Origin of the sequence: Halomonas zincidurans B6 (assembly GCF_000731955.1) — a bacterium.
Lineage (GTDB): Bacteria > Pseudomonadota > Gammaproteobacteria > Pseudomonadales > Halomonadaceae > Modicisalibacter > Modicisalibacter zincidurans.
In genome coordinates this window covers 2,123,662-2,146,609 of sequence record NZ_JNCK01000001.1, presented here as the reverse complement: position 1 = coordinate 2,146,609, position 22,948 = coordinate 2,123,662, and the positions used below count along the sequence as shown (strand labels likewise).

Below are 22,948 nucleotides of genomic sequence, written 5' to 3'. Positions count from 1 at the left end.
GGACCCTCAGCAGCTGTTAGACTCTGAACCCTGTGGGGCATGGCCGCACGCACCTTCTTTGACTGACAAGAGTTCCGCATGATCAAGAGACTTGTTCCATCCTGGCGCCCGGCCCCTTGGCATTCGCCCCGTTGGCTTGCCCGGTCTGGCGGCCTGGCGCTATGCCTGATGGCGTTCTTCAAGATCCTCTGGCCCGAGGTGGGCGACCCCATTGAAACCCTGATGGCGGTAGCCGGGCTGATCGCGCTGTTGGCCTGCGGTCGTGGATTGCGCAACAGTGCCGCGCTCTGGCTGTTGCTGGCGGCCATTGCGGTGCAGGTGTTGTCATGGACGCTGGGCTATTTCAACCATCCGCAATGGATCTCGGCCATTCCCGAAGTCGATCGGCTGGCCAAGCTGTTCATCTTTATCGCCGTCGCCTGGTGGCTGGGCGGGAGTACGCACAACACGCTGCTTGTGTGGGGGCTGGCCGTGGTGGGCTATCTGATCGCCACGTACATCTATGGTGGCGGTTGGCAGGAGTGGTGGCGGGGGCTGCAAGGTCAGCGAGTGGGCTTTGGCATTCGCAATAATCAGCATGCTTCCATGCTGTTCGGTGTGGTCCTGGTCGGTGTGGTTGCGTTTGCGCCGCGCTGGATCGGCTGGCCGCGTGTTGCGACATGGCGCTTGGTGAGTTGGCTGGCGGTGCTGTTGCTGTGTGCCGTGGGTGTCGTCATCGGCCAGACGCGGGCCGTGTGGCTGGCGCTGGCGCTGGCCTTGCCCTTGATGGGGGCCATGTGGCTCGTCTGGCAGGTGCGTCACGTCGGGCTTGCGCGCTTGCGTCGCACGCTGCTGATTGCGGCAGGCGCAGGGCTGGTCGCTCTGACGGCGCTGCTTGCGGCATTTCAGGACACGTTGAGTGAGCGGTTGACGGCTGAAAGCCAGGTGATCGGCGAGGTGCTGGAAGGCAACCTGGAGAATGTGCCTTACAGCAGCATCGGCATACGCATTAATACTTGGGTGGCCGCCGCGGAGTGGATTGGCGAACGGCCGCTGGTCGGCTGGGGTGGCCAGGGTCGGAGCCTGGTCATCGACGAAACGCCCTGGTTACCGGAATTCGTCAAGAAGAACTACGGCCACCTGCATAATTTCTTTATCGAGACCTGGGTTGCCTACGGGCTGCTTGGCCTGGCAGTGATGGGCGCGCTGGTGATCTGGGTTGGTCGCGCAACCTGGCTGGCTTGGCGGGGTGGGGCGATGCCCAACGACATGGCGCTGTTCGCCTGCAGTTTCTTCGTTTACTGGGTGATCGTCAATCAGTTCGAGTCGTATCTGTCCTTCAGTACCGGGGTAATAGTCAACAATCTGATCGTCGGCGGGCTGGTGACGCACTATTGGCGATGGTTGAGCGCGCCCCCGTCGCCGAGTCGGGAGGAGCGGCCTGGCCAGTAGGCCCAACGGTATGTCGGGTGTCAGTGGCGCATGTTGCGAGCGCGAGCAACATCGCCCCGCGCAGCGGCAAGCAGCGCGGGGTCGTTTTCTTCCATGACCGTTTCGAAGCGGCGCTGAGGCTGCTGATGGTGGAGTCCGATCCTGCCAACAAGGAGACGATGATCCGGCTGGTCATGAACATGCTCGCCGCCGATACCGCGTCCGTGTGGATCACCGATGCACCCAATCCAGGTGCTCGAACGCGCCTCGGGCGTGGTCCTCGCGGAACATCTCGTGGTCCCGGCGCAGGCGGTCGGCGGTCTCGACGGCGAACGCCACCATGTCTTCGGCGAACAGCGTCGGCGGGCCGATGGCGTTCATGATCGCCGGTTCGATGTCGTAGTCGACCCTTCCGGAGTCGTCGGAGCGGGCGTGCACGCGGGCGAGCACCTGTCCGCAGATGCGGGCGTATTCCTTCCATTCGCTTTTGGATAGATCGTCCAGATCGATAGCGTCGCGGAAGGGCGCGCGCTCGCGTGACAGGTAGCTGTGGCCCTCGAACGTGACATGGCCGTAGAAGACATCGCCGCCTATCAGGTGCACCGCCTGGGCATGGCTGATGCGTTCGGCGAGGGTGTCCATTGCGTAGGCAGAGGGCGGTACCAGACCTGAGAGGGCAGAGTGCCGGGCCTGCTTGTACTCGATGATCAGATCGTCCGTGCCGTCGTGCTGTGGACCTTCGATCAGCACGTAATAGCGGTTGAGCCCCAGCGAGGCGGTGCCCTGACCGAGACGTATCGCCACGTCCTTCACGCGCATGCCATTCTCGTTCGCGCCTTTCCTGCGCAGGCTCCTGGCGCGTGCCGGCACGTCGATCTCGTTTTCTTCGATCAACCGGTCGGTGATCGCCTGGAATTCGTCACGGCGCGACGAGATCGGCACCAGCTTCCTGGTGGGGCGGAAGTGGCTTCGCGTCTCGTCGAGGTAGTCGTCGGCGAGCCACTCGGCGCGGTCTTCGTCGGCGTCCTCGAACAGCTTGCGGATGAGCTTCGGGGCGTTGTCGTGACGCATCTCTTCATCCTGCTCGGCGCCTTCCCGGGCCAGCCGCTGCATGGCCTCGATATAGCCTTTCACGAAATGCCGCACGACCTTGAGGCGCTGCTTGCACTTGAGATTGCCCTCGGTTGCCGAGGCGATCATGAAACCGACCGCGCCACGCTTGATATCCCAGGTGAAGGGCGCGTAGTAGGCCTCGTCGAAATCGTTGACCGAGAAGATCGGCACGTTGTCCATGTTGGGCATGACGCCGAAGTTGCCGGGATGGACGTCGCCGAGCGCGAGCACGGTCGGCATCCAGGCGTCGTCGCCGGCCATGTCGCGGTAGAACAGTAGCGCCGTGCCGCGAAAGAACGAGAATAGCGAGTCGGAGAGCTGATCGAACTTGGCGCTGGCTTCCTCGGAGCCGTCGGCGATGCGCATCCGATGATCCTCGCGCAGGGTCTGGCGCACGTGCCGACGACGCACGTAGCCGGTCAGTGCGCGCGGGCGCAGCACGAACTCGCCGGCCGCCACCGCTTCGGCCAGGCGTTTGAAGGTATCGAAACGTGTCGCCACCAGCGGAGCGGCGGACTCCTCGAACGGCTGCCGCTCGAGCGCCGCCGCCAGTTCCGCCTTGCTCATCGACGAACGTCCCGTGATCTCCTGCTGTTGCGCTTGCTCGTAGAGTGCCTTGCGTGTCGGTTCCGATTCCCGGCTCATGGATATTCCTCGCCTGTTGCCGTGATGTCGTTAGCTTCATGCCCACCAGCATGCACGACTTGGCTGGACGACGCATGTATTGCCGGGGGCGTTACAACACGTCGAGCGTCATGATCCGCTCACTCGCGCCCGGGCAAAATTAACGCTTGATGCGGGCCGGGCGGTTTCGCGACACTCAGATGCAATATTAGCGTCTGGCATCTATAGATCGAGCATGGACTACGATTCCCTCACCACGCTGCGCCGCCAGCATCCCGGCTGGCGGCTGCTGGCTGCCGACCATGGGCCGCTGGTGGCCGCGTTCCTGTATCGTTATTTCATCGAGCCGAATCAGCGTACCTTTGCGGAGGCGGAGCTGGCGTCCCGGCTGGAGGATTTTCTGTTTCATTTGCGCGAGCGGTTGGGCGAGGGCGCCTTTCCCAAGCCGGCACGTCAGTATCTGAACGACTGGGCGGCGGATGAGCGGGGCTGGTTGCGCAAGTATTACCCGCGCGACAGCGACGAGCCCCATTATGATCTGGCACCGGCCACGGAAAAGGCCGTGCAGTGGCTGGTGTCGTTGCAGGGCCAGCGCTTTATCGGCGCGGAATCGCGGTTGCTGACGGTGTTCGAGCTGTTGCGCGAGATCACCGAGGGCACCGAGACCGATCCCCGGGCGCGCATCGAGGAACTGACCCGGCGCAAGCAGGCCATCGAGCGCGAGATCGAGGAGATCGATGCGGGCCGCTTGCGGATGATGGACGATACCCGGCTGCGCGAGCGTTTCTTGCAGATGTCGGACACCGCCCGGGCGCTGCTGGCGGACTTCCGCCAGGTGGAGCAGAACTTCCGCGATCTGGATCGCCAGGTGCGCGAAAAGGTGGCGGCCTGGGACGGCGGCAAGGGCGATATGCTGGCGGAGGTGTTCGGCGAGCACGACGCCATCACCGACACGGACCAGGGTCGCACCTTTCGCGCGTTCTGGGACTTTCTGATGTCGCCGAGCCGGCAGGAGGAGTTGTCCGCGTTGCTGGAGAAGGTGCTGACGCTGGACCCGGTGCGCGAGCTGGAGCCGGATCCGCGCCTGCAGCGGGTGCACTACGATTGGCTGGAGGCCGGCGAGGCGACGCTGCGTACCGTGGCGCGGTTGTCCGAGCAGTTGCGCCGTTACCTGGACGATCAGGCCTGGCTGGAGAACCGCCGTATCATGCAGTTGCTGCATGACGTCGAACAGCACGCCCTGGCGGTGCGCGAGGCGCCGGCCCAGGCGCCGGGCATGACGCTGGACGAACTGGCGCCGGCGGTGGTGCTGCCCCTGGAGCGGCCATTGTACCGGCCACCGCTTAAACCGCGCATCGCGCAGAGCGCGCTGGCCACCGGCGATGCCGATCTGGACGCCGGGGCCCTGTTCGAGCAGTTTTACGTGGACCGTGCGGCGTTGCGCTCGCGGTTGCAGCGGGTACTGCAGACCCGTGATCAGATCACCCTGGTGGCGCTGCTGGAACACAGCCCCCTGGAGCGCGGCCTGGCGGAGCTGGTGGCCTGGCTGGCGCTGGCCGCCGACGATCCGAAGGCGCTGATCGACGAGGCCGGCGAGTGCCAGGTGAGCTGGCGCGACGATCATGGCATGATGCGCCGCGCCACCGTTCCCGATGTGCTGTTCAGCCGGTGATTGCATGAGTGAAACCGATATCGATACTTCATCTGACCTGTCGCCTTTGTTGATCCATCTGCTCAAGGGCGTGCTCTACCGCGATCAGCAGGAGGTGCTGTGGCAGGCCCTGCTGACGCTGCAAAGCCGGGTGCGCGATTATGTGGCGGTGCTGGGGCTGGAGCTGGTGCTGGACGAAGCGGAAGGCTATGCCTATTTGCGTCAGGTGGAGCGCGGCGAGGACGAGCAGGCCCCGCCGCGGCTGGTACCGCGCCGGCAGCTTTCCTATCCGGTCAGTCTGTTGCTGGCGCTGTTACGCAAGAAACTCGCCGAGCACGATGCCAGCGGCGGCGAGGCGCGTCTGATTCTGACCCAGGAGCAGATCGTGGAACTGGTGCGGCTGTTCCTGCCGGACACCGCCAATGAAGCGAAACTGGTGGACCGCGTGCAGGGCGACATCAACAAGGTGATCGAACTGGGGTTCCTGCGCCGGCTGCGCGGCCAGAGCGACCGTTATGAAGTGCGCCGCATTCTGCAATCCTTCGTGGACGCGCAGTGGCTGGGCGAGTTCGAACAGCGTCTACAGGACTATCGGGAGCAAGCCGGTGAACAGTGAGCGTCTGGGGCTGGGTGAGAGTCGGGGGCTGGGTGAGAGTCTGGGGCTGGATTTCGCCGCCTCCAACGAACAGGCCGGCTTTCGGTTGCAGCGCCTGGAGGTGCTCAACTGGGGCACTTTCGACCGCCAGGTCTGGGCGCTCGACCCGCAGGGCAACAACAGCCTGCTGACCGGCGACATCGGCTCCGGCAAGTCCACGTTGGTGGACGCGGTCACCACCCTGCTGGTGCCGGCGCAGCGCATCACCTACAACAAGGCCGCCGGCGCCGAGAGCAAGGAGCGCTCGCTGCGTTCCTACGTGCTGGGCTATTACAAATCCGAGCGGGGCGAGAGCGGGCTTTCCGCCAAGGCGGTGGCGCTGCGCGATCACAACAGCTACTCGGTGATTCTCGGGCACTTTCATAATGCCGGTTACGACCAGGACGTGACGCTGGCCCAGGTGTTCTGGATCAAGGACAGCGCCGGCCAGCCGGAGCGCTTCTACGTGGTGGCCGACCGGGCGCTGACCCTGGCCGGGGACTTCGCCGATTTCGGCAACGACATCGCCGATCTGAAAAAGCGCCTGAAAAAACAAACCGGCGTCGAGGTGTTCGATGCCTTCCCCGGTTATGGTGCTGCCTTTCGCCGCCGTTTCGGCATCGACAACGAACAGGCCATGGAGCTGTTCAATCAGACCGTCTCCATGAAGTCGGTGGACAACATCACTCGCTTCGTGCGCGATCACATGCTCGAGCCGTTCCCGGTGGGCGAACGCATCGAAGCGCTGATCCGTCACTTCGACGATCTCAACCGCGCCCACGAGGCGGTGCTCAAGGCGCGCCGGCGCATCGACATGCTCGCGCCGCTGGTCATCGATCTGGACCGCCACGACGAGCGCGAGCGGCAGGTGGCGGAGCTGCGACAAAGCCGCGAGGCGCTGCGGCCCTGGTTCGCCAGCTTGAAAATGGAGCTGCTGGACAAGCGCCTGGACAACCTGGCCGCCGAGGCGCAGCGGCTGGCGCAGCGGCGCAACGCCCTGGAAACCCGCCGCCGGGACCAACAGGCGCGCCGCGACGATCTGCGCCAATCCATCGCCGACAACGGCGGCGATCGGCTGCAACGGCTGAAGGCGGAAATGCAATCCTGCCAGCGGCAAAAGCGACAGCGCCAGGACAAGGCGGAGCAATACCGCGAACTGGCCCAGGCGTTGTCGCTGCCCGACGCCGACACCCTGGACCTTTTCATCGACAACCGTCGTCAGCGGGAGCAGCGGCAAGATGAATTGCAGGAGCAGCGCGCGCAGCTGCAGAACCACATCAACGAGGCCGGCGCCGACCTGCACGGGCTGAATCGTCAGCACGGCGAGCTGGAAACGGAGCTCGACTCCCTGCGGCGGCGCCGCTCCAACATTCCCGGCCGGGTGCTGGCGATCCGCGAGGCACTGTGCGAAGCGCTGCAACTCGACGACGACGAGGTGCCGTTTGCCGGTGAGCTGTTGCAGGTGCCCGCCGAGGAGCGCGACTGGGCAGGCGCCATCGAGCGCCTGCTGCACAATTTCGGCCTTTCGCTGCTGGTTCCTGACGCCTTGTACGAGCGGGTCTCCGACTGGGTCGAACGCACCCATCTGCGCGGCCGGCTGGTGTACTTCCGGGTTCGCGAACCGCGCGGCGAAGTGCCGGCGGCGGCGCCGGATTCGCTGACCGACAAGCTGCGCATCCAGCCGGACAGCGCCTTTTATCCGTGGCTGGAGCGGGAATTGGTGCGGCGTTTCGATTACGTCTGCTGCGAGGATCTGACCCGCTTCCGCCGTGAGCAGCGCGCGGTGACCCGTGCCGGGCAGATCAAGGCGCCCGGTGGCCGCCATGAAAAGGACGACCGTCATCGCCTCGATGACGCCAGCCGCTACGTGCTGGGCTGGGACAACCAGGCCAAGATTCGCGCCCTGGAAGCGGAGGCGGAATCCCTGGCCCGGCGTGGCCGGGAACTGGCCGGGCGTGTGCAAGTCTGGGAGACCGAGCGCAAGACCCTGGACGACGCCCTGCGCAAGCTGGATCAGTTGGCCATGTTCGCCGATTTCGAAGAGCTGGACTGGAAGCCACTGGCTCGGCAACTGGAACAGTTGGAGAACGAGCGCCAGGCTCTGGAAGCCGCCAACGACCTGCTGCGGGAACTGGAAAGCCAGCTCGAGGAACTGGAAAAAAGCCTGGGCGAAACCGAAGACGCCCTGTCAGCCCTGGGTAAAGACGAAGGCGCGAACCAGAACAAGACCGAGACCGCTAGCGCCCAGCGCGAGGAGAGCGCCGCGCAGTTGGCCGAAGCCGACGAGGCGGGGCGCGCCTGCTTCGAGACGTTGTCGGGCTACCACGACGCGGCGCTGGCCGGGCGCACCCTGACGGTGGAGTCCTGCGACAATCAGCAAAGCGAGCTGCGCGACTGGCTGCAAAAACGTATCGACCAGCACGACAGGCAGCTGAAAACACTGAGCGAGCGAATCGTCAGTGCCATGCAGCGCCACCAGCATGAATGGCCGCTGGAAAGCCGCGAGGTCGACGCCAGCTTGGCCGCCGGCGGCGATTACCGCGCCATGCTGGAGGAATTGCAGCGCGACGACCTGCCGCGCTTCGAGCGCCGTTTCAAGGAACTGCTCAACGAGAACACCATCCGCGAGGTGGCGGCGTTCCAGGGGCAACTGCACAAGGAGCGCCAGGCAATCCGCGAGCGCATCGACATCATCAACCGCTCCTTGAAGGGCATCGACTATAATCCGGGCCGCTACATCACGCTGCTGGCGGAGCCCACCAGCGACAACGAAGTACGTGACTTCCAGCAGGAGCTGCGCGCCTGTACCGAGGGTGCGCTCAGCGGCAACGAGGAAGAGCAGTACACCGAGCGGAAATTTCTGCAGGTGAAACACATCATCGAACGCTTCCGGGGCCGCGACGGCACCGGCGAACTGGACAAGCGCTGGACCCAGAAAGTCACCGACGTGCGCAACTGGTTCGTGTTTTCCGCCTCGGAACGCTGGCGCGAGGACAACCGGGAATACGAGCATTATTCCGATTCCGGCGGCAAATCCGGCGGCCAGAAAGAGAAGCTGGCCTATACCGTGCTGGCCGCCAGTCTCGCTTACCAGTTCGGCCTGGAATGGGGCGAGCAGCGCTCCCGCTCATTCCGCTTCGTGGTCATCGACGAGGCCTTCGGCCGCGGTTCCGACGAGTCCGCCCGTTACGGGCTGGAACTGTTCAAGCGGCTTAACCTGCAGTTGCTGATTGTCACCCCGCTGCAGAAGATTCATATCATCGAGCCCTATGTGCACAGCGTCGGTTTCGTGCACAACCGCGAGGGCCGCGAGTCCCTGGTGCGCAATCTCGGCATCGAGGAATACCGCACGGAAAAGACCGCCCGCGAGCGGATTCGCGTGCAGCCATGAGCTGGACCTCGCCGGCCGATCTGCGCCAGCAGATGGAGAAAGTCTGGCTGCGGGGCGATATTCTGCGCGCGCGTCTGAACGGCGAGCCGCTATTCCCCCTGACCTTGAGGCTGCGCAAACCCGCTGCCGGGGATATCACCGAACGTTTCGCCGAGGTGGCCGACTGGGTGCGCGTCCTGCGCGAGAGTTCCAAGGATAAGAAGGGCTTCGGCTATACGGTGCACTGGCGCCAGCGCCGCCATCGGGTGCAGGGCGCCAACGACCTGCCCGATGCGATCACCGTGGACACCGAAGACGATGCCCTGCGCTGGCTCGGCCGGCGTGATGACGCCGCGCGCTTTTCCCGACTCGCCGAGCGTAGCCTGGCGATGTTTCCCGCCTTGCGAAGCGGGTTGTGTCGACGCCCGCTGCGGGCCCTGGAACACGAGCCGGTGTGGGACGATCTACTCGCCGTGCTGGCCTGGTTCCAGGCGCACCCGAGGCCCGCTGTTTACCTGCGCGAGCTGGATATTCCCGGCATCCACACCAAGTTCATCGAAACCCATCGCGGCCTGCTCGGTGAGTTGCTCGACCCCGTGCTGCCGGCCGGGGCGATCGATGCCGGCGCCACCGGGGTGCGCGGCTTCAACCGCCGCTATGGGCTGCGCGACAAGCCGGTGCCGATTCGTTTCCGGTTGCTGGATGAGCGCCTGGCGATTCAGGGGCTCACCGACCTGACGGTGCCGGTGGAGCAACTCGCCCGATTCGACCCGGGGGCTGATACCGTCTTCATCACCGAGAACGAGATCAACGGTCTGGCGTTTCCGCCTTTCCCCAACGCGCTGGTGATCTTCGGCCTGGGCTATCGTGTGGAGGCGCTGCGTCACCTTCCCTGGCTGGCCGCTAAACGACTCTATTACTGGGGCGATATCGACACCCATGGCTTCGCCATTCTCAATCGGTTCCGCCACGCCTTTCCGCATGCGCGCTCGCTGCTGATGGACCGCGCCACGTTCGAGGCTCACCGGCCGGTCTGGGGACGGGAAGACGACGCCAAGCGCTTCAATGGGGCGCTCGCCAATCTGACCGAAGCAGAAAGTGACGTGTTTGAGACGCTCCGCGAGAACCGGCTGGCGCCGGCTCTTCGGCTGGAGCAGGAGCATATCGCCCAGGGCTGGTTGCTGGAGGCGCTGAATCGCCTCACCTAGCAGCCACCCAGCCGCTGACCACCAGAACTGGACGAGTAAAACCCGCTGCGCTGTACTTGACCGGCCACTGCTCCGGGTCGCTTGGCGCCAGCTGCGGCTCCGGCCGGGTCGGGTCGATCCGGTACCCAGTGGAGGCATGGATGACCCACGGAATCGGTAAGGGACGTATGAAGAAGAATGGCTCATGGATATTGTGGCTGGTGACCACGGTAACGCTCACTTTCTCCAGCCTGTGCGTGGCGCAAACCCCGGGCGCCGAAAGCGAAGAGACGCGCTGGTTCTCCGTCGATTCGCTGAACGAAGGGCTGGGCCACTCTCCCGAGGCGGTCAACCGAATGACGCCGCGAGAGTCGATCCGCAGCTTCCTGGAGCTGACGAAAAATCGTAGATTCGAGGCGGCGGCGCATATCCTCAACCTCTCCGAATTAGCCCCGGCAGAGCAGCGGGAGCGAGGAGACGAGCTTGCCAGGAAGCTGGCCGAAGTACTCAAGCGTGGCGAGTGGCTCGATGTGTCCGATCTTCCCGGCCGCCAGGATGCTGCCATCGAGGACTCGTCGGGTCAGAATCCCCAGGCGGGAGAGCCACGCCGCAATCTCAAGCTGGCATCGCTCACGGCCAATGGCGAAATCTATGACATTCGCCTGGGCCGATATCGGGTGGGCAACGAGGAACCGGTCTGGTTGATCATGCCGGATAGCGTTTCGTCGATTCCTCTGCTGTACGAGAACTACGGGCCTTCCTTGTTGGAGAAATATATCCCGGAGCGTTTCCAGGCCTCGTTCGGAGTGCTCAAGATCTGGGAATGGATGGCCATTCCGGTCTTCCTGCTGGTGGTTGGCCTGGTGGGGTGGAGCACTTTCCACCTGGTCAGGTTGATGGCGCTCTGGTTGCCTTCCGGCGCACCCAGCATCTTCGCCGGCCGAATCAAGGTGCCCACGGCGCTCATCGTCATGTCGCTGGTCAGCCAGATGCTGCTCGACTATGTGGTGTCCTTTTCGGCCGTGGTAGCGACGTTCTTTCGGGTGCTGTTGATCACCATTCTGGCATGGGGGGCCGGCACGGTAGCGCTTCGTCTCGTCGATACCCTCATGCTGAGAATGATGCGGCGTCTCATGGGGCAGATCGACGACACCAAACCCAGGGACGAGCGTAAATTACTGACGACACTCTACGCGATGCGCCGGCTCATCATCCTGATCACGGTGACCGCCGTTTCGGTTTACGTGCTCAGTCAGATCCAGCTCTTCGAGTCGCTGGGACTGTCGCTGCTGGCCTCGGCCAGTGTCCTGACGGTACTGGTGGGTATCGCCGGCCAAGCCGTGCTGGGCAATATCCTTTCTTCGTTTCAGTTGTCGTTGGCGAAGCCCATACGCATCGGCGATCTGGTGATGTTCGAAGGCCAGTGGTGCTATGTGGAGGGCATTTTCTACACCTTCATCCGATTGCGATCCTGGAATGAACGACGGGTGATCGTGCCGGTCACCTACTTCGTTTCCAAGCCTTTCGAGAACCTGTCGGTCAAGAACACCAAGGAGTACCGTAGCCTGGAGCTGATCCTTCATCTGAGCGCCGATATCCAGTGCATTCGAGAAAAGTTTCTGGAATACGCGCAGGAGGAGGATAACGTCATCGAGCACCACAAGTTGTGCTGTTACGTGACGGAGCAAACCGAGAGGGCCCAGCGGGTTGTCTGTTACCTGATGACCTCGGACCCCTTCGCCGGCTGGATCGCGGAAATGAATCTCCGGGAAAAACTGATGGCCTTCATCCGCGATAATCACCCCGAGTGGTGGCCGAGAGAGGTGTCGGTCATCAGTGAACGCGACGTCGCGCTCGGCGACGGGCCAGGCCCCCGGCCCGCTACAGATGCGGGCAGCGCCGATGGATGAGCTCATGGTCTCCCGCCGCTCGATCGTCCGATATGACGCGTCCGGTATTCGTATGTCTGTGATATCCGTTTGTTTGCCTTGGTGCCCACTGGCGCCAGATTGTTACGGCCATTCAGGCTGCCTGCATTGTGAGGGCTGCTTGTCGATTCTATACACGCTTGATGTGTTGGACGCAGACTGGTCGAGGGGCTACGATGCATATATGTAGTAAAAATGATATTTTTTGCAGGGAGATGCGCTATGAGTGCTGAAGCTATCAGCGAGCCGGCCGATTATGATGCTCCCGATACCTTCGATCAGTTCCTCGCTGACCTGAAAGCTCGGGCTCGGCAAGACAAGAGCCCCATCATCAGCCCCAGGATGTTCTGCCGCGCCTTGGGTATGGATATACAGACGCTGGCGGCTCGGGCACATGTGCATCGTGTGACCGTGAACCGCGCCCAAGGGTCCGAGAAGTTACAGGCCTACCTCCGGGATGCGGTACGAGTCATGGGCGCCGCAGCTGACATTAATGGCAGATTTCAGGATGCCGCGTTCTGGTTCCGTAATGAGCCGGTTGGCGCGTTCGACTTCAAGACACCAGAGCAGTTGGTTAGTGAGGGGCGTGCGGAGGATTTGTTACGTTACGTCCAATCGCTAATGGCAGGTGCGGCTGGATGATCCTCACCGGACTGACAGCTCGGCCGGCCTACCGAGTGATGTCGCACGCTGGTCGATCGCGCCGACTAGCGGTGCTGGCGCAGCCCAGCATGGCGGGTGTCTCAACCGTATCGGCGTTTTCGTCCTTCCCTTGCTCTTGAAGAGTTGACCGCGCTCGCGGAGTACCGTCAGCTCTCAACCCTTATGTCTCCGGGGATAATTGTTGTTAGCTACACAGTACAGTTGGCCAGCGTAGTGGATTTCAGCCACGGGTGCTCGGCCGACTGGGACGCGCCGTGGCAGGAAATAGGCTGTGACTGGCGCAGACTGTGGTTTAACGAGCACATCGAGCCTCCCAGCTGGTTACTCGGCGACCTGGCTCTGGAAGCTGGCGCCAGTGGAATTCTATTCCCATCGATTGCCAACCCGGGCGGTACGAATCTCGCGATCTACACCGACGCTCTGGGCAACCAGGATAGTCTGGAAGTCTACGATCCAGACGGCCGTCTGCGGGTTGACCAGACTTCCTGGCGTTGATTCTGACGCTGGCGGCAATCGAGGTGAACTTGCCGATACGCGCATACATCAGGTCGCCGTCACGCTCGGTGTAGCTGTAATCGCCAACCTCGACATGGTTGAGCACAAGCGATCGCCGATTTCCGTCCAGGCGCCCAACTGGCATGCAGGCGGGCCGTCGAGGCGACCGCCGGGGCTGGCGAAGGCGCATTTGAAGCGGGCTGAGTCGTCACGTCGTTTCCTCGCGTTCGAAGCCGGAGAGTCAAAACTCGATTTCCAGGCCATCCTCCGCCAATGACACGTTAGGCGGTAAGCGCAGTGGCTCATGCATGGCCTGGGCGTCGAATTCGTGGCTGAGGTGGGTCAGCCAGGCCCGGGCGGGCGCCAGGCGGTCGATAATGGCCAGGGCCATGTCGAGGCTGTTGTGATTGCGCGGCGCATGATGACCGGCAGGGTGGGTGGCATCGAGAATCACTGCATCCGGTTGCCACAGACGCAGAAAGCGCTCGGTACCGCCGGGCAGGCCGAGCGTATCGGTCAGGTAGGCCAGCTTCGTACCGAGCCCGGCGATGCAGTAGCCCAGGGTGGGTTTGCTGTGATTGAGGGGCACGGGAGTGACTTCAAGGCCATTGAGCGACAGTGACCGAAAAGGCTTCAGTCGGGGTCGGAAGGCCAGGATTCCCGGATTCTTGTGCAGATCGGCACAACCCTGGGCATCCTTGGGGCCATAGATCGGAATCGGTTCGCCCGTGCCCCAGCGCAGGTGGAACAGCCCCTGCACGTGATCGGCATGATAGTGCGTCAACAGAACGGCTGCGGGACGCTCACGCTCGCAACTCTCGGCAAGATCCATGCGTCCGGCATCCAGCACAATGCGCGCCCCGTCGACACGGATTTCGGCGCAGCACGGGCCGCGCCGGTGGCCGCTCAACACACGGGCCCGCTGGCAGGCCGGGCAATCACAACCGAATCGCGGTACCTGTGCGCTGTCCCCGGTGCCCACGAAGCGCAGCCTCATGCCGGGCACTCCGTCACGAGCAAGGCCTGCAACGCTGCAACGGTGTGCCGCAGTTCATGGCTGTTGTCGATGCGGTCGACGTCGTCGAGGGTCGCTGCCAGTTGCTGGTGACGGCACAGGCGCGCCTGGATCTCGTCCCGTGTCTCTCTGCCGCGCTGGATCAGGCGCTCCCGCAGCACCGAGGGTTGCGCGGTCACCAGCACCGGCAGCAACCGCTCGCCGAAGCACTCGCGTGCCGTGGCCAGAGCGCGGCGACTGCCGTTGACGATCACCACCTGGTCGCGCTCCAGCCAGGCCGGGATCTCGATGCCCAGGCCATAGTCGAGACCATGCGCGTGCCAGTCGAGGCAGAACAGGCCCAGGCGCCGCCGTCGTTCGAATTCTTCCGCCGACAGACTCACGCAGTTCTCGCTCGTGCCGCTGGGGCGCGTGATATAGCGATGGGCCACCAGCCATTCGGGGCGGTGCCGGCGCACTTCGCCGAGCAAGGTGTCCTTGCCGACCCCGCTGGCGCCCATCAGGTAAACGAGTCGGGCTTTTTTCGCACCCGGTTCCGTGCGTGTTTCGGCACTTGATTCCGTGCTCACTTCAGAACCTGGATCCGTGCGACTCATCAATGCACCTGCCGTCCGCAGGACCATGCCCGTTGCAGCATCGGGTGGCCGTCGATCAGGCGCACGCGCAACAGGTCGGCACGCAGCCCCGAGGCGAGACGCCCCCGGTCGGTGAGCCCCACGGCCTCGGCCGGACGGCGCGAGGCGGTGGCCACGGCGCGGGGTAGCGAGTAGCCGCCTGGCATGTCGGCGACCCTGAACACGGCATCGAGCAGGGCTGCCGGATAATAATCGGAGGACAGGATGTCGAGCACGCCGCGCTCGACCAACGTCGCCGCCGCGATGTTGCCGGAGTGCGACCCGCCGCGGACCACGTTGGGCGCACCCATCATCACCGCCATGCCGGCGCGATGCGAGGCCTCGGCGGCTGCGTGGGTGGTCGGAAACTCGGCGACACGGGTGCCGTACTCATGGCTCTCGGCGACGTGCTCCAGGGTCGCGTCGTCGTGACTGGCCAGCGCCAGGCCTCGCTTGTGACATTCGGCGGCGATGGTCTGGCGGTGCTCGGCACTGTAACGGCCGCTGTTGGCGAGCTGTTCCGCGACGAACGCTTCGAGTTCGGCGTCGTCGAGGCCGTATTTGCCCTGGTAGTAAGTGCGGTAGGCGTCGAACGAGGCGAACTGGCGCTGGCCCGGGGCATGATCCATCAGTGACACCAGGCCGAGCAGCGGCAGGTCGGCCAGCGCCTGGAAGCGCTGCAATGTCTCGGGCTGGCTGACCTCGCAACGCAGGTGCAGGCGATGGTCGACCCGGGCCAGCCCATCGGCGACGATGTCGCCGATGGCGGTGCACATTTCATGCAGCGCCAGGTGGCGCATGCTGTCCTTGTTGACGTCGCCGATCGACACGGCATCAAACACCGTGGTGATGCCGCTGGCCGCCATCTGCGCGTCGTGGGCGAGTGCCGCCTGACGGCTCGGCCAGGCGACCTTGGGGCGGGGCTGGAAATACTTTTCCATGTTGTCGGTATGCAGCTCGACCAGTCCCGGCAGCAGGTAGTCGCCATCGCAGTCGATCACCGCCGGACGCTGGCTGGGGGCGGTATCGATGTCGGCGATCATGCCGTCGCGAATCACCAGGCTGCCCGAGACGACTTCGTCGTCGAGTACCAGTCGCGCATGGGTAAGGATCTGTTCGCTCATGAGTGCTGTCCCGGGGGCGTGGTTCTGGCCGTCAGGTGGTCGTCGAGTAACAACAGGCGATCCGCCACCTGGCTGCGCACGTCCTGGTCGTGAAAGATGCCGAGCATGGCGGTGCCGCGTGCCTTGGCTGCGTGGACCAATCCGACCACTTCGGCGCGGTTGGCGGCATCGAGCGAGGCGGTGGGCTCGTCGAGCAACAGCAGGGGATGCTCGCCGATGAAGCCACGGGCGATGTTGACGCGCTGCTGCTCGCCACCGGAGAAGGTGCCGGGCGGTAGCTGCCACAGCCGTTCCGGCAGGTTGAGGCGGGCCAACAGCGTCTCGGCCTTGAGGCGTGCCTCCTGCGCATCGGCGCCACGCGCCAGCAGCGGCTCCATCACCACCTCGCAGGCCGAGACCCGTGGCACCACGCGCAGAAACTGGCTGACGTAGCCGATCACGTCACGGCGCAGCGGGTGCCAGGCGTGGGCGGGTAGTTCGGTCAGCTCCAGCGGACCATCGCTGAAATGCACACGGATACGGCCGTGCCGGGCCAGGTAGTTGCCGTAGAGCATCTTGAGCAACGTGCTCTTGCCGATGCCGCTGCGCCCGGCCAGCACCAGGCATTCGCCGGCATGCAGTTCGAGCGACAGATCACTCATGACTTCCAGGGCGGTGCCGCCCTGGCCGTGCAGCACGAAGTCCTTGTGCAGGTTCTCGACAGTGAGCAGGGGATTCATGATCGGGCTCCTCAAGGGGTGAGCACCGACGACACCAACAACTGCGTGTAGGCATGCTGCGGGTCGTCGAGAATCTGATCGGTCAGGCCGGCTTCGACCACCCGGCTACGACGCATCACCAGCAAGCGATGCGAGAGCAGGCGTGCCACGGCGAGATCGTGGGTGACCAGCACTACCGACAGGCCGAGCTGGCGCACCAGGGTACGGATCATGTCGAGCAGGCGCGCCTGCACGGAGACGTCGAGCCCGCCGGTGGGCTCGTCCATGAACACCAGGCGTGGCCGGGTGACCAGGGTGCGAGCGATCTGCAGGCGCTGCTGCATGCCGCCGGAGAAGGCTCGCGGCGCGTCGTCGATACGCCCCGGGTCGAGTTCGACCTGGCTCATCCAGTCCTGGCCGGCGGCACGTAGCTCACCGTAATGGCGCTGGCCCAATGCCATCAGGCGCTCGCCGATATTGGCGCCGGCGGACACGCCCATGCGCAGGCCGTCGCGCGGGTTCTGGTGGACCAGCCCCCATTCCAGGCGCAGCAACGCGCGGCGGCGTGCCTCGCTGATCGCGTAGAGATCGAGCGTGTCGTCGGTTGCGGCGCGGTAGGCCACCCGGCCAGTATCGGGGGCCTCCAGTCCGGCCAGCACGCGCAGCAGCGTCGACTTGCCGGAGCCGGACTCGCCGACGATGCCCAGCACCTCGCCGGCATGCAGTCGGAAATCGATCGCCTGGCAGCCCTTTTCGGGGCCATAGAGGCGGCTGACGTCGTGCACGTCGAGCAGGGCGGGACGCTCCAGGTCGGGTCTGGGAAGAACGCAACGATTCATGCCACCTCCCCGCGGCGTGTCAGGCAGTAATCGGTGTCGGAGCAGACGAACATACGGCTGCCGGCATCGTCGGTGATGACCTCGTCGAGGTAGCTGGTCCCGCTGCCGCACAGCGCACAGCATGCATCCCAGGACTGGATCTCGAAGGGGTGATCCTCGAAGTCGAGGCTTTCCACCCGGGTGTAGGGCGGAATGGCGTAGAGGCGTTTCTCGCGACCGGCACCGAACAGCATCAAGGCCTCGTTCATGTGCAATTTGGGGTTGTCGAACTTGGGGATCGGCGAGGGGTCCGTCACGTAGCGATCGTCGACCTTGACCGGATAGGCATAGGTGGTGGCGATATGGCCGTAGCGGGCGATGTCCTCGTAGAGCTTGACGTGCATCACGCCATACTCCTCCAGGGCGTGCATGAGCCGGGTCTCCTGCTCGCTGGGCTCGATGAAGCGCAGCGGCTCGGGGACCGGCACCTGGAAGACCAGGATCTGGCCGTGCGCGAGCGGCGCTTCGGGGATGCGGTGACGGGTCTGGATGACGCTGGCCTGCGCCGTCGCGGTGGTGGTCTCGACCCCGGCGACCCGCTCGAAGAAAGCGCGGATGCTGACCGCGTTGGTGGTGTCGTCGGCGCCCTGATCGATCACCTTGAGCACGTCGTCGCTGCCCAGGATGCTGGCGGTGAGCTGAATGCCGCCGGTGCCCCAGCCATAAGGCATGGGCATCTCGCGGCCGCCGAAGGGCACCTGATAGCCGGGAGTCGCCACCGCCTTGAGCAGCGCGCGACGAATCATGCGTTTGGTCTGTTCGTCCAGGTAGGCGAAGTTGTATCCGTTCATTGGCCCTCCTCCGCGTCGAATGCCGCTTGCTGGCCGTCCGCATGGGCACGGCGAAGCCGGCGCAGCAGGTCGAGCTCGGACTGAAAGTCGACGTAGTGCGGCAGCTTGAGGTGCGAGACGAAGCCCGAGGCCTCGACGCTGTCGGCGTGGGCAAGCACGAACTCGGCCTGCTGGGCCGGGCTGCCGATGGGTTCGCCGAGTTCCTCGGCACGCAGGGCGCGATCGACCAGCGCCATGGCCATGGCTTTGCGTTCGTTGTGGCCGAAGGCCAGCCCGTAGCCGCGGGTGAACTGCGGCGCGGCCTCACGCGAGCCACCGAACTGGTTGATCATCTGGCACTCGCTGACCGGAATTTCGCCGATGCAGACGCGCTCGCCGAGCTCCTGGACGGAGATCTCGATCTCCACCTGACCGAGGCGGATCTCGCCGGCGAAGGGATGGTTGCGCCCGTAGCCGCGCTGGGTGGAGTAGCCCAGCGCCAGCAGGTAGCCCTCGTCGCCGCGCGCCAGCATCTGCAGGCGGGTGGCACGATCGACCGGGTAGTCGGGCGGGTCGCGGGTGATGTCGGCGGGTTGGGCACCGTCATCGTGATCGCGCTCGATCAGCCCCTCGGCATTGAGCAGGTCGAGAATCTGCGGGCAACGCTCCAGCGCCACGTCAGCGCGTGCCGGTTCCGGCGTCTCGCCGTCGGCCAGCTGCATGAAATCCAGCAGGCGGTGGGTGTAATCGTAGGTTGGCCCCAGGATCTGGCCGCCGGGGATGTCCTTGTAGGTGGCGCTGATGCGGCGCTCGACGCGCATCGCGCTGGTGTCGAGTGGCTCGCTGACCGCCAGCCGCGGCAGGGTGGTGCGATAGGCGCGCAGCAGGAATACGGCCTCGATCATGTCGCCGCTGGCCTGCTTGAGCGCCAGGGCGGCGAGCTCGGGGTCGTAGAGCGAGGCCTCGGCCATCACCCGGTCGACGGCCAGGCGCAGCTGGCTCTGGATCTGCGCCACCGACAGTTCGGCCTGATCGCGCTCGCCACGGCGGCGGTCGGCGAGCAAGCGGTGGGCGTTATTGATCGCTTGTTCGCCGCCTTTCACTGCGACATACATGAGCGGTCCTCCGCCAGGTGTTTCTCGATCCGGCTGCTGCGCGGAATCGCCGTCAGCCGGGCGTCGCAGGCCAGCAGGGCATCGAGGCCACGCGGGAAGCGGGCACGGTTGGCGGCGAGACGTCGCATCAGCGGCTCGGCGTTGCCGACATCGAGCCAGCGTCGTTCAGGGATGCCGGGTCCGCTGAGCTGCCACGGGCCGTGGTCGGCGAGATGGTCGAGCGCCACCAGCAGGGTCGTGCTGCGATCGGGATACTCGTCGCTGCCGGTGGCGAAGGCGATGCCTTCGACCAGGGCGGTGGGCGTGACCAGGGCGAAATCGGCGCTGGCCGGGTCGTCGGTCGGGTGACAGCCGGTGTGGAACGTCAGCGCGTCGCGCAGCGCCGACGTGTCGAGCTCGCGGGCGATCCACACCCGGGTGTCTAGATCGCACAGGGTGAGCAGCACGCCCCACAGGGCGGCGCCGATCGGGACCCCTTCGGGCGGGGCGGCAACGTCCAGAATGTGCAGCGTGCCGGGTTCCGACATCGCCTGGAGACACTGGCGGAACAGCCGCTGGCTGTCGTGCACGGGGTCGGTGAGGCCAGGCCAGAGCATGCTCATTCCCCTCTTGCCATGGTGAAGAAATCCACGCGGGTGGCGGCGGCAGTGCGCGAGGCCTCGGCGTGGCGGGCGGCGAGCTCGTCGATGAGCGGCGCGATCAGCTCGCTGTCGATGCGCTCGCGGAGATCCTCCTGCTGCGAACAGGCGTCGATGAGCGCGATCAACTCGGCATGTTGCAGGTCGCGACCGCTTACCCAGCCGTGCCCCACGGCGCCGTCCTCCAGCGTCACGCTGGCGCGGGCCAGGGTCATTTCCCCCAGGTTGAAGGCATTGCCGGTGGCGCCCAGGCGCCCGCGGACCATGGCCATGCCGATTTCCGGACCACGTACGCGGCGATGCGGGCGGTCGATGCCGAGTGCGCTCCAGCGCGGCTCCAGACGCTCGCAGGGTGTCAGCGCCAGAACCCGCTGACGTTGGGATCGAGTCATTGAGAGACCTCGTCGATGTCGTTGAAATCGATGTGGTAGGCGAGCCGGTCGGCACGCGCACGACCGACCGAAATTTCCACTAGCATGGCGTCGGCATCGACGTTGTCGCTGGTGAGTTGAAGCAGCGGCGCGTTGAGCGGGCAGTGCAGCAGGCGTGTGTCGTCGCGGTTGGCGCTGCCGGCCTCGATGCGCACACGGCGGCGATACAGGCGCAGGTCGTAGTGCTGCTTGAGCAGCGCCCGGGTCGGTCCGCCACGGTAGCGGTGCGTCCAATCCGGCAGGCGCCGGTCGTCGAACCAGTGGCGCAGCAACAGCACGGGCGAATCGTCGACATGGCGCAGGGTGTCGACGCACAGCAGCGGTTCGCCGGGGTTGCGGTCGAAGCGCTGGGCGATGGCCTCGGGAGGCACGCGCAGACCCTGCTCAAGGCACAGGGTTCGCGTGGCGAGGCCCAGCTCGGCGAGGTTCTGGGTGACCTTGCTGCCGGCATTGACGGCGTAGTCGAGCCGGCGATCGACGACCTGGGTGCCGCGCCCCTGATGGCGGGTGACCATGCCTGCGGCGACCAGTTCGTCCAGGGCCCGACGCACGGTATGGCGATTGACGTCGAAGCGCTTGGCCAGCGCCGCCTCGGCGGGCAGCAGGTCGCCGGGCCGGTAGCTGGCGCGGACCTCGCGCGCCAGGGTGTCGGCGAGGGTGCGGTAGCGCGGTGCCTGGGTGAGTTGTCTAGACATGTTCTTTCCTGAAAAAGCGCAGCCGGAAGTCAGATGAAACGTTTGCGCACGGTTTGCGAAGCCATGTCCAGTACCGTCACGGCGACTATGATCACCAGCATGATCGTGGCGGTCTCGGGGTACTGGAAACCGCGCATGGTCTCCCACAACGACACGCCGATGCCGCCGGCGCCGACCATGCCCAGCACCGTGGCCGAGCGGATGTTCGACTCGAAGCGGTAGAGGCTGACCGAGATCCACAGCGGCAGGACCTGCGGAATCAGGCCGAAGACGATCTCCTCGATGCGCCCGGCGCCGGTAACCCGGATGCCTTCCATGGGGCCGGCCTCGGTGGCTTCGATGGCCTCGGAGAACAGCTTGGCGAGCACGCCGGTGGTATGGATGAACAGCGCCAGCGTGCCAGCGAACGGGCCGAGCCCGACGGCGACCACGAACAGCATGGCGAAGACCAGCTCATTGATGGCGCGGCAGGCATCCATCAGCCGGCGCATCGGCTGGTAGACCCACCAGGGCACGAGATTGTCGGAGGACAGCAGGCTGCACGGCACGGCAAACACGATGGCCAGCAGCGTGCCCCAGATGGCGATCTGGATGGTGACCAGCATCTGATCGATGTAGTAGCCGAGATTGTCGAGGCTGGGCGGCACGAAGTCGCTGGCCAGCGTGGCCATGTTGCCGGCGTTCTCAATCAGCAGCCCGGGTTGCATCTCGGTGCCCTGCCAGGCCCAGCCGAACACGGCCAGGGCAGCGCCCCAGCCGGCCAGATTGAGCCAGCTGCGCTTGCGCTGGGGGCCGGCGGTCATCGAAGGTGTCTGAGTAGTCATGGGGGCTCCGGGCGAAGGGCGCGTGGCCCTTCGCTTCGCTCGCTGGGGTTACTGGGTCGCCATGGCCGTGGTGTTCTGGGCGGCTTCGCGGGCCTGTAAGCGTTCGTCGAGTGACGCCAGCTGGGCATCCAGCTCGGCGAGGCGGGCCTGCCTGTCATCGGCGTCCAGCGAATCATTCGCGGCGACCTGTGCACGCTGCTTGAACAGTTCCAACTGGCGGATCGGCAGCAACTGGCCGTTATCGGACGGCTCGAAGCGTGACCACTGCAGCGAGGCGAGCTTCTCCTTCTGTGCCGGGGTTTCGCCATAGCCCATGAAGAACTCGCGCATGCGTGCCTTGAGGTCCGCGGGCAGGTCCTTGCGCCAGACCAGCGGGTCGGAGGGAATCAGCGGCGATTTCCAGATCACCTTGAGCTGCTCGGCTTTTTCCGGGTTAGTAATCTTGAGGCGCGCCATGCTTTCGGTGTTGAAGGTGGCCACGTCGACCTGCTTGTTGGCCACCGACAGAGCGTTTGTCTCATGGCTTGAGTTCATGGTGCGCTTGAAGGCCTGGGCTGGGTCGATGCCGTTCTTGGCGAAGATGTAGTAGCCCGGTACCAGATAGCCCGAGGTCGAGTTGGGATCGCCGTTGCCGAAGGTCAGCTCGGACGCGTTGGCGAGAATCTCGTCGACGCTGTCATAGGGACTGTCCTTGTTCACGATCATCAGGCTCCAGTAGCCCGGCTGGCCGTTATCGGGCACGGTCTGGGCGAAGATCTCGCCGTTTGCGCGATCGACCGCCTCCATCGCGGACTTGTTGCCGTACCAGGCCAGGTCGATCTTGTCGAAGCGCATGGCCTGGATCACCGCGGCATAGTCGGTGGCGAAGAACGGCTTGACCTCGACACCCAGTGACTCGGACATGTCGGCCAAAAACGGTTTCCACAGCGGCGCCTGGTTCTGGCTCGACTCGGTGGAGATGATGCCGAAATTGAGCGTGTCGTCGGCAGCCAGGGCCTGCTGGCCGATCAGACCAAGGCCGACAACCAGGGGCAGGACCAGACGGCTAAGGGAACGCATTTTCATGTTCGA

General features: G+C 64.8%; 21 protein-coding genes. 8 read left to right on the top strand and 13 right to left on the bottom strand.

Features of this window, described 5'->3' with window-relative positions; translation table 11 throughout:
• Positions 1-78 precede the first annotated feature (78 nt).
• Positions 79-1,431: an O-antigen ligase family protein gene (locus HALZIN_RS0110095; protein ID WP_084173488.1), complete on the top strand. Its 1,353-nt coding sequence runs from the start codon at positions 79-81 to the stop codon at positions 1,429-1,431.
• 210 nt (positions 1,432-1,641) lie between these two features.
• On the opposite strand, the gene HALZIN_RS0110090 is transcribed toward HALZIN_RS0110095, so the two are convergent.
• Entirely contained in the window at positions 1,642-3,168 is a 1,527-nt protein-coding gene (locus HALZIN_RS0110090; protein WP_031384097.1) for a DUF2252 domain-containing protein, read from the bottom strand.
• A 214-nt stretch (positions 3,169-3,382) separates the two neighbouring features.
• On the opposite strand from HALZIN_RS0110090, the gene HALZIN_RS0110085 reads away from it, so the two are divergent.
• The 7 genes from HALZIN_RS0110085 (at position 3,383) to HALZIN_RS18370 (ending at position 13,075) form a co-directional block, all read left to right on the top strand.
• Positions 3,383-4,819 carry a DUF3375 domain-containing protein gene (locus tag HALZIN_RS0110085; protein ID WP_031384096.1) on the top strand — a complete coding sequence of 479 codons (1,437 nt, stop codon included), beginning with the start codon at positions 3,383-3,385 and terminating at the stop codon, positions 4,817-4,819.
• Between the two features lie 4 nt (positions 4,820-4,823).
• The gene (locus HALZIN_RS0110080; protein WP_031384095.1) at positions 4,824-5,414 is read left to right on the top strand and encodes a DUF4194 domain-containing protein; all 591 of its coding nucleotides are present in this window, start codon (positions 4,824-4,826) and stop codon (positions 5,412-5,414) included.
• Positions 5,404-8,823 (top strand): ATP-binding protein, encoded by a 3,420-nt coding sequence (locus tag HALZIN_RS0110075; protein WP_236254980.1) that lies wholly within the window; start codon positions 5,404-5,406, stop codon positions 8,821-8,823. Before HALZIN_RS0110080 ends, HALZIN_RS0110075 begins: the two co-directional genes overlap by 11 nt.
• Positions 8,820-10,010 carry a DUF3322 domain-containing protein gene (locus HALZIN_RS0110070; RefSeq protein ID WP_031384093.1) on the top strand — a complete coding sequence of 397 codons (1,191 nt, stop codon included), beginning with the start codon at positions 8,820-8,822 and terminating at the stop codon, positions 10,008-10,010. The genes HALZIN_RS0110075 and HALZIN_RS0110070 overlap by 4 nt, the downstream gene beginning before the upstream one ends.
• Before the next feature lie 140 nt (positions 10,011-10,150).
• Positions 10,151-11,899 carry a mechanosensitive ion channel family protein gene (locus HALZIN_RS0110065; protein ID WP_236254979.1) on the top strand — a complete coding sequence of 583 codons (1,749 nt, stop codon included), beginning with the start codon at positions 10,151-10,153 and terminating at the stop codon, positions 11,897-11,899.
• Positions 11,900-12,139: 240 nt separating this feature from the next.
• Positions 12,140-12,559, top strand: coding sequence for a hypothetical protein (locus HALZIN_RS0110060; protein ID WP_031384091.1), 420 nt, complete (start codon positions 12,140-12,142; stop codon positions 12,557-12,559).
• Positions 12,560-12,742: 183 nt separating this feature from the next.
• Positions 12,743-13,075 carry an RES family NAD+ phosphorylase gene (locus HALZIN_RS18370; RefSeq protein WP_236255016.1) on the top strand — a complete coding sequence of 111 codons (333 nt, stop codon included), beginning with the start codon at positions 12,743-12,745 and terminating at the stop codon, positions 13,073-13,075.
• A 241-nt stretch (positions 13,076-13,316) separates the two neighbouring features.
• On the opposite strand, the gene phnP is transcribed toward HALZIN_RS18370, so the two are convergent.
• Genes phnP through phnD form a run of 12 tightly spaced genes read right to left on the bottom strand, consistent with a single transcriptional unit; the run spans position 13,317 to position 22,942 of the window.
• Entirely contained in the window at positions 13,317-14,072 is a 756-nt protein-coding gene (phnP, locus tag HALZIN_RS0110050; protein WP_031384090.1) for a phosphonate metabolism protein PhnP, read from the bottom strand.
• Positions 14,069-14,659: a ribose 1,5-bisphosphokinase gene (phnN, locus tag HALZIN_RS0110045; protein WP_236254978.1), complete on the bottom strand. Its 591-nt coding sequence runs from the start codon at positions 14,657-14,659 to the stop codon at positions 14,069-14,071. Before phnN ends, phnP begins: the two co-directional genes overlap by 4 nt.
• A gap of 26 nt (positions 14,660-14,685) precedes the next feature.
• Positions 14,686-15,828, bottom strand: coding sequence for an alpha-D-ribose 1-methylphosphonate 5-triphosphate diphosphatase (locus tag HALZIN_RS0110040; protein WP_031384088.1), 1,143 nt, complete (start codon positions 15,826-15,828; stop codon positions 14,686-14,688).
• Positions 15,825-16,547 (bottom strand): phosphonate C-P lyase system protein PhnL, encoded by a 723-nt coding sequence (gene phnL / locus HALZIN_RS0110035; RefSeq protein WP_031384087.1) that lies wholly within the window; start codon positions 16,545-16,547, stop codon positions 15,825-15,827. Before phnL ends, HALZIN_RS0110040 begins: the two co-directional genes overlap by 4 nt.
• Before the next feature lie 11 nt (positions 16,548-16,558).
• A complete protein-coding gene (gene phnK, locus HALZIN_RS0110030; protein ID WP_031384086.1) occupies positions 16,559-17,365 on the bottom strand; it encodes a phosphonate C-P lyase system protein PhnK in 807 nt (268 codons plus the stop codon).
• Positions 17,362-18,195 (bottom strand): alpha-D-ribose 1-methylphosphonate 5-phosphate C-P-lyase PhnJ, encoded by an 834-nt coding sequence (locus HALZIN_RS0110025; RefSeq protein ID WP_031384085.1) that lies wholly within the window; start codon positions 18,193-18,195, stop codon positions 17,362-17,364. The genes phnK and HALZIN_RS0110025 overlap by 4 nt, the downstream gene beginning before the upstream one ends.
• Positions 18,192-19,289 (bottom strand): carbon-phosphorus lyase complex subunit, encoded by a 1,098-nt coding sequence (locus HALZIN_RS0110020; protein ID WP_031384084.1) that lies wholly within the window; start codon positions 19,287-19,289, stop codon positions 18,192-18,194. Before HALZIN_RS0110020 ends, HALZIN_RS0110025 begins: the two co-directional genes overlap by 4 nt.
• Positions 19,274-19,891: a phosphonate C-P lyase system protein PhnH gene (gene phnH / locus HALZIN_RS0110015; RefSeq protein ID WP_051907462.1), complete on the bottom strand. Its 618-nt coding sequence runs from the start codon at positions 19,889-19,891 to the stop codon at positions 19,274-19,276. Before phnH ends, HALZIN_RS0110020 begins: the two co-directional genes overlap by 16 nt.
• On the bottom strand, positions 19,888-20,319 hold the full coding sequence (gene phnG / locus HALZIN_RS0110010) for a phosphonate C-P lyase system protein PhnG (RefSeq protein WP_031384082.1): 432 nt from the start codon (positions 20,317-20,319) through the stop codon (positions 19,888-19,890). Before phnG ends, phnH begins: the two co-directional genes overlap by 4 nt.
• Positions 20,316-21,053, bottom strand: coding sequence for a phosphonate metabolism transcriptional regulator PhnF (gene phnF, locus HALZIN_RS0110005; RefSeq protein WP_035575284.1), 738 nt, complete (start codon positions 21,051-21,053; stop codon positions 20,316-20,318). Before phnF ends, phnG begins: the two co-directional genes overlap by 4 nt.
• Before the next feature lie 29 nt (positions 21,054-21,082).
• On the bottom strand, positions 21,083-21,877 hold the full coding sequence (gene phnE / locus HALZIN_RS0110000) for a phosphonate ABC transporter, permease protein PhnE (RefSeq protein WP_031384080.1): 795 nt from the start codon (positions 21,875-21,877) through the stop codon (positions 21,083-21,085).
• Between the two features lie 48 nt (positions 21,878-21,925).
• Positions 21,926-22,942, bottom strand: a complete 1,017-nt coding sequence (gene phnD, locus HALZIN_RS0109995) for a phosphonate ABC transporter substrate-binding protein (RefSeq protein ID WP_031384079.1) — start codon at positions 22,940-22,942, stop codon at positions 21,926-21,928.
• Positions 22,943-22,948: the final 6 nt, after the last annotated feature.

Coding starts and splice junctions, on each gene's coding strand:
- HALZIN_RS0110095 (WP_084173488.1), top strand. CDS start 79: ATGATCAAGAGACTTGTTCCATCCTGGCGCCCGGCCCCTTGGCATTCG.
- HALZIN_RS0110090 (WP_031384097.1), bottom strand. CDS start 3,168: ATGAGCCGGGAATCGGAACCGACACGCAAGGCACTCTACGAGCAAGCG.
- HALZIN_RS0110085 (WP_031384096.1), top strand. CDS start 3,383: ATGGACTACGATTCCCTCACCACGCTGCGCCGCCAGCATCCCGGCTGG.
- HALZIN_RS0110080 (WP_031384095.1), top strand. CDS start 4,824: ATGAGTGAAACCGATATCGATACTTCATCTGACCTGTCGCCTTTGTTG.
- HALZIN_RS0110070 (WP_031384093.1), top strand. CDS start 8,820: ATGAGCTGGACCTCGCCGGCCGATCTGCGCCAGCAGATGGAGAAAGTC.
- HALZIN_RS0110065 (WP_236254979.1), top strand. CDS start 10,151: ATGACCCACGGAATCGGTAAGGGACGTATGAAGAAGAATGGCTCATGG.
- HALZIN_RS0110060 (WP_031384091.1), top strand. CDS start 12,140: ATGAGTGCTGAAGCTATCAGCGAGCCGGCCGATTATGATGCTCCCGAT.
- HALZIN_RS18370 (WP_236255016.1), top strand. CDS start 12,743: ATGTCTCCGGGGATAATTGTTGTTAGCTACACAGTACAGTTGGCCAGC.
- phnP (WP_031384090.1), bottom strand. CDS start 14,072: ATGAGGCTGCGCTTCGTGGGCACCGGGGACAGCGCACAGGTACCGCGA.
- HALZIN_RS0110040 (WP_031384088.1), bottom strand. CDS start 15,828: ATGAGCGAACAGATCCTTACCCATGCGCGACTGGTACTCGACGACGAA.
- phnL (WP_031384087.1), bottom strand. CDS start 16,547: ATGAATCCCCTGCTCACTGTCGAGAACCTGCACAAGGACTTCGTGCTG.
- phnK (WP_031384086.1), bottom strand. CDS start 17,365: ATGAATCGTTGCGTTCTTCCCAGACCCGACCTGGAGCGTCCCGCCCTG.
- HALZIN_RS0110025 (WP_031384085.1), bottom strand. CDS start 18,195: ATGAACGGATACAACTTCGCCTACCTGGACGAACAGACCAAACGCATG.
- HALZIN_RS0110020 (WP_031384084.1), bottom strand. CDS start 19,289: ATGTATGTCGCAGTGAAAGGCGGCGAACAAGCGATCAATAACGCCCAC.
- phnH (WP_051907462.1), bottom strand. CDS start 19,891: ATGAGCATGCTCTGGCCTGGCCTCACCGACCCCGTGCACGACAGCCAG.
- phnG (WP_031384082.1), bottom strand. CDS start 20,319: ATGACTCGATCCCAACGTCAGCGGGTTCTGGCGCTGACACCCTGCGAG.
- phnF (WP_035575284.1), bottom strand. CDS start 21,053: ATGTCTAGACAACTCACCCAGGCACCGCGCTACCGCACCCTCGCCGAC.
- phnE (WP_031384080.1), bottom strand. CDS start 21,877: ATGACTACTCAGACACCTTCGATGACCGCCGGCCCCCAGCGCAAGCGC.
- phnD (WP_031384079.1), bottom strand. CDS start 22,942: ATGAAAATGCGTTCCCTTAGCCGTCTGGTCCTGCCCCTGGTTGTCGGC.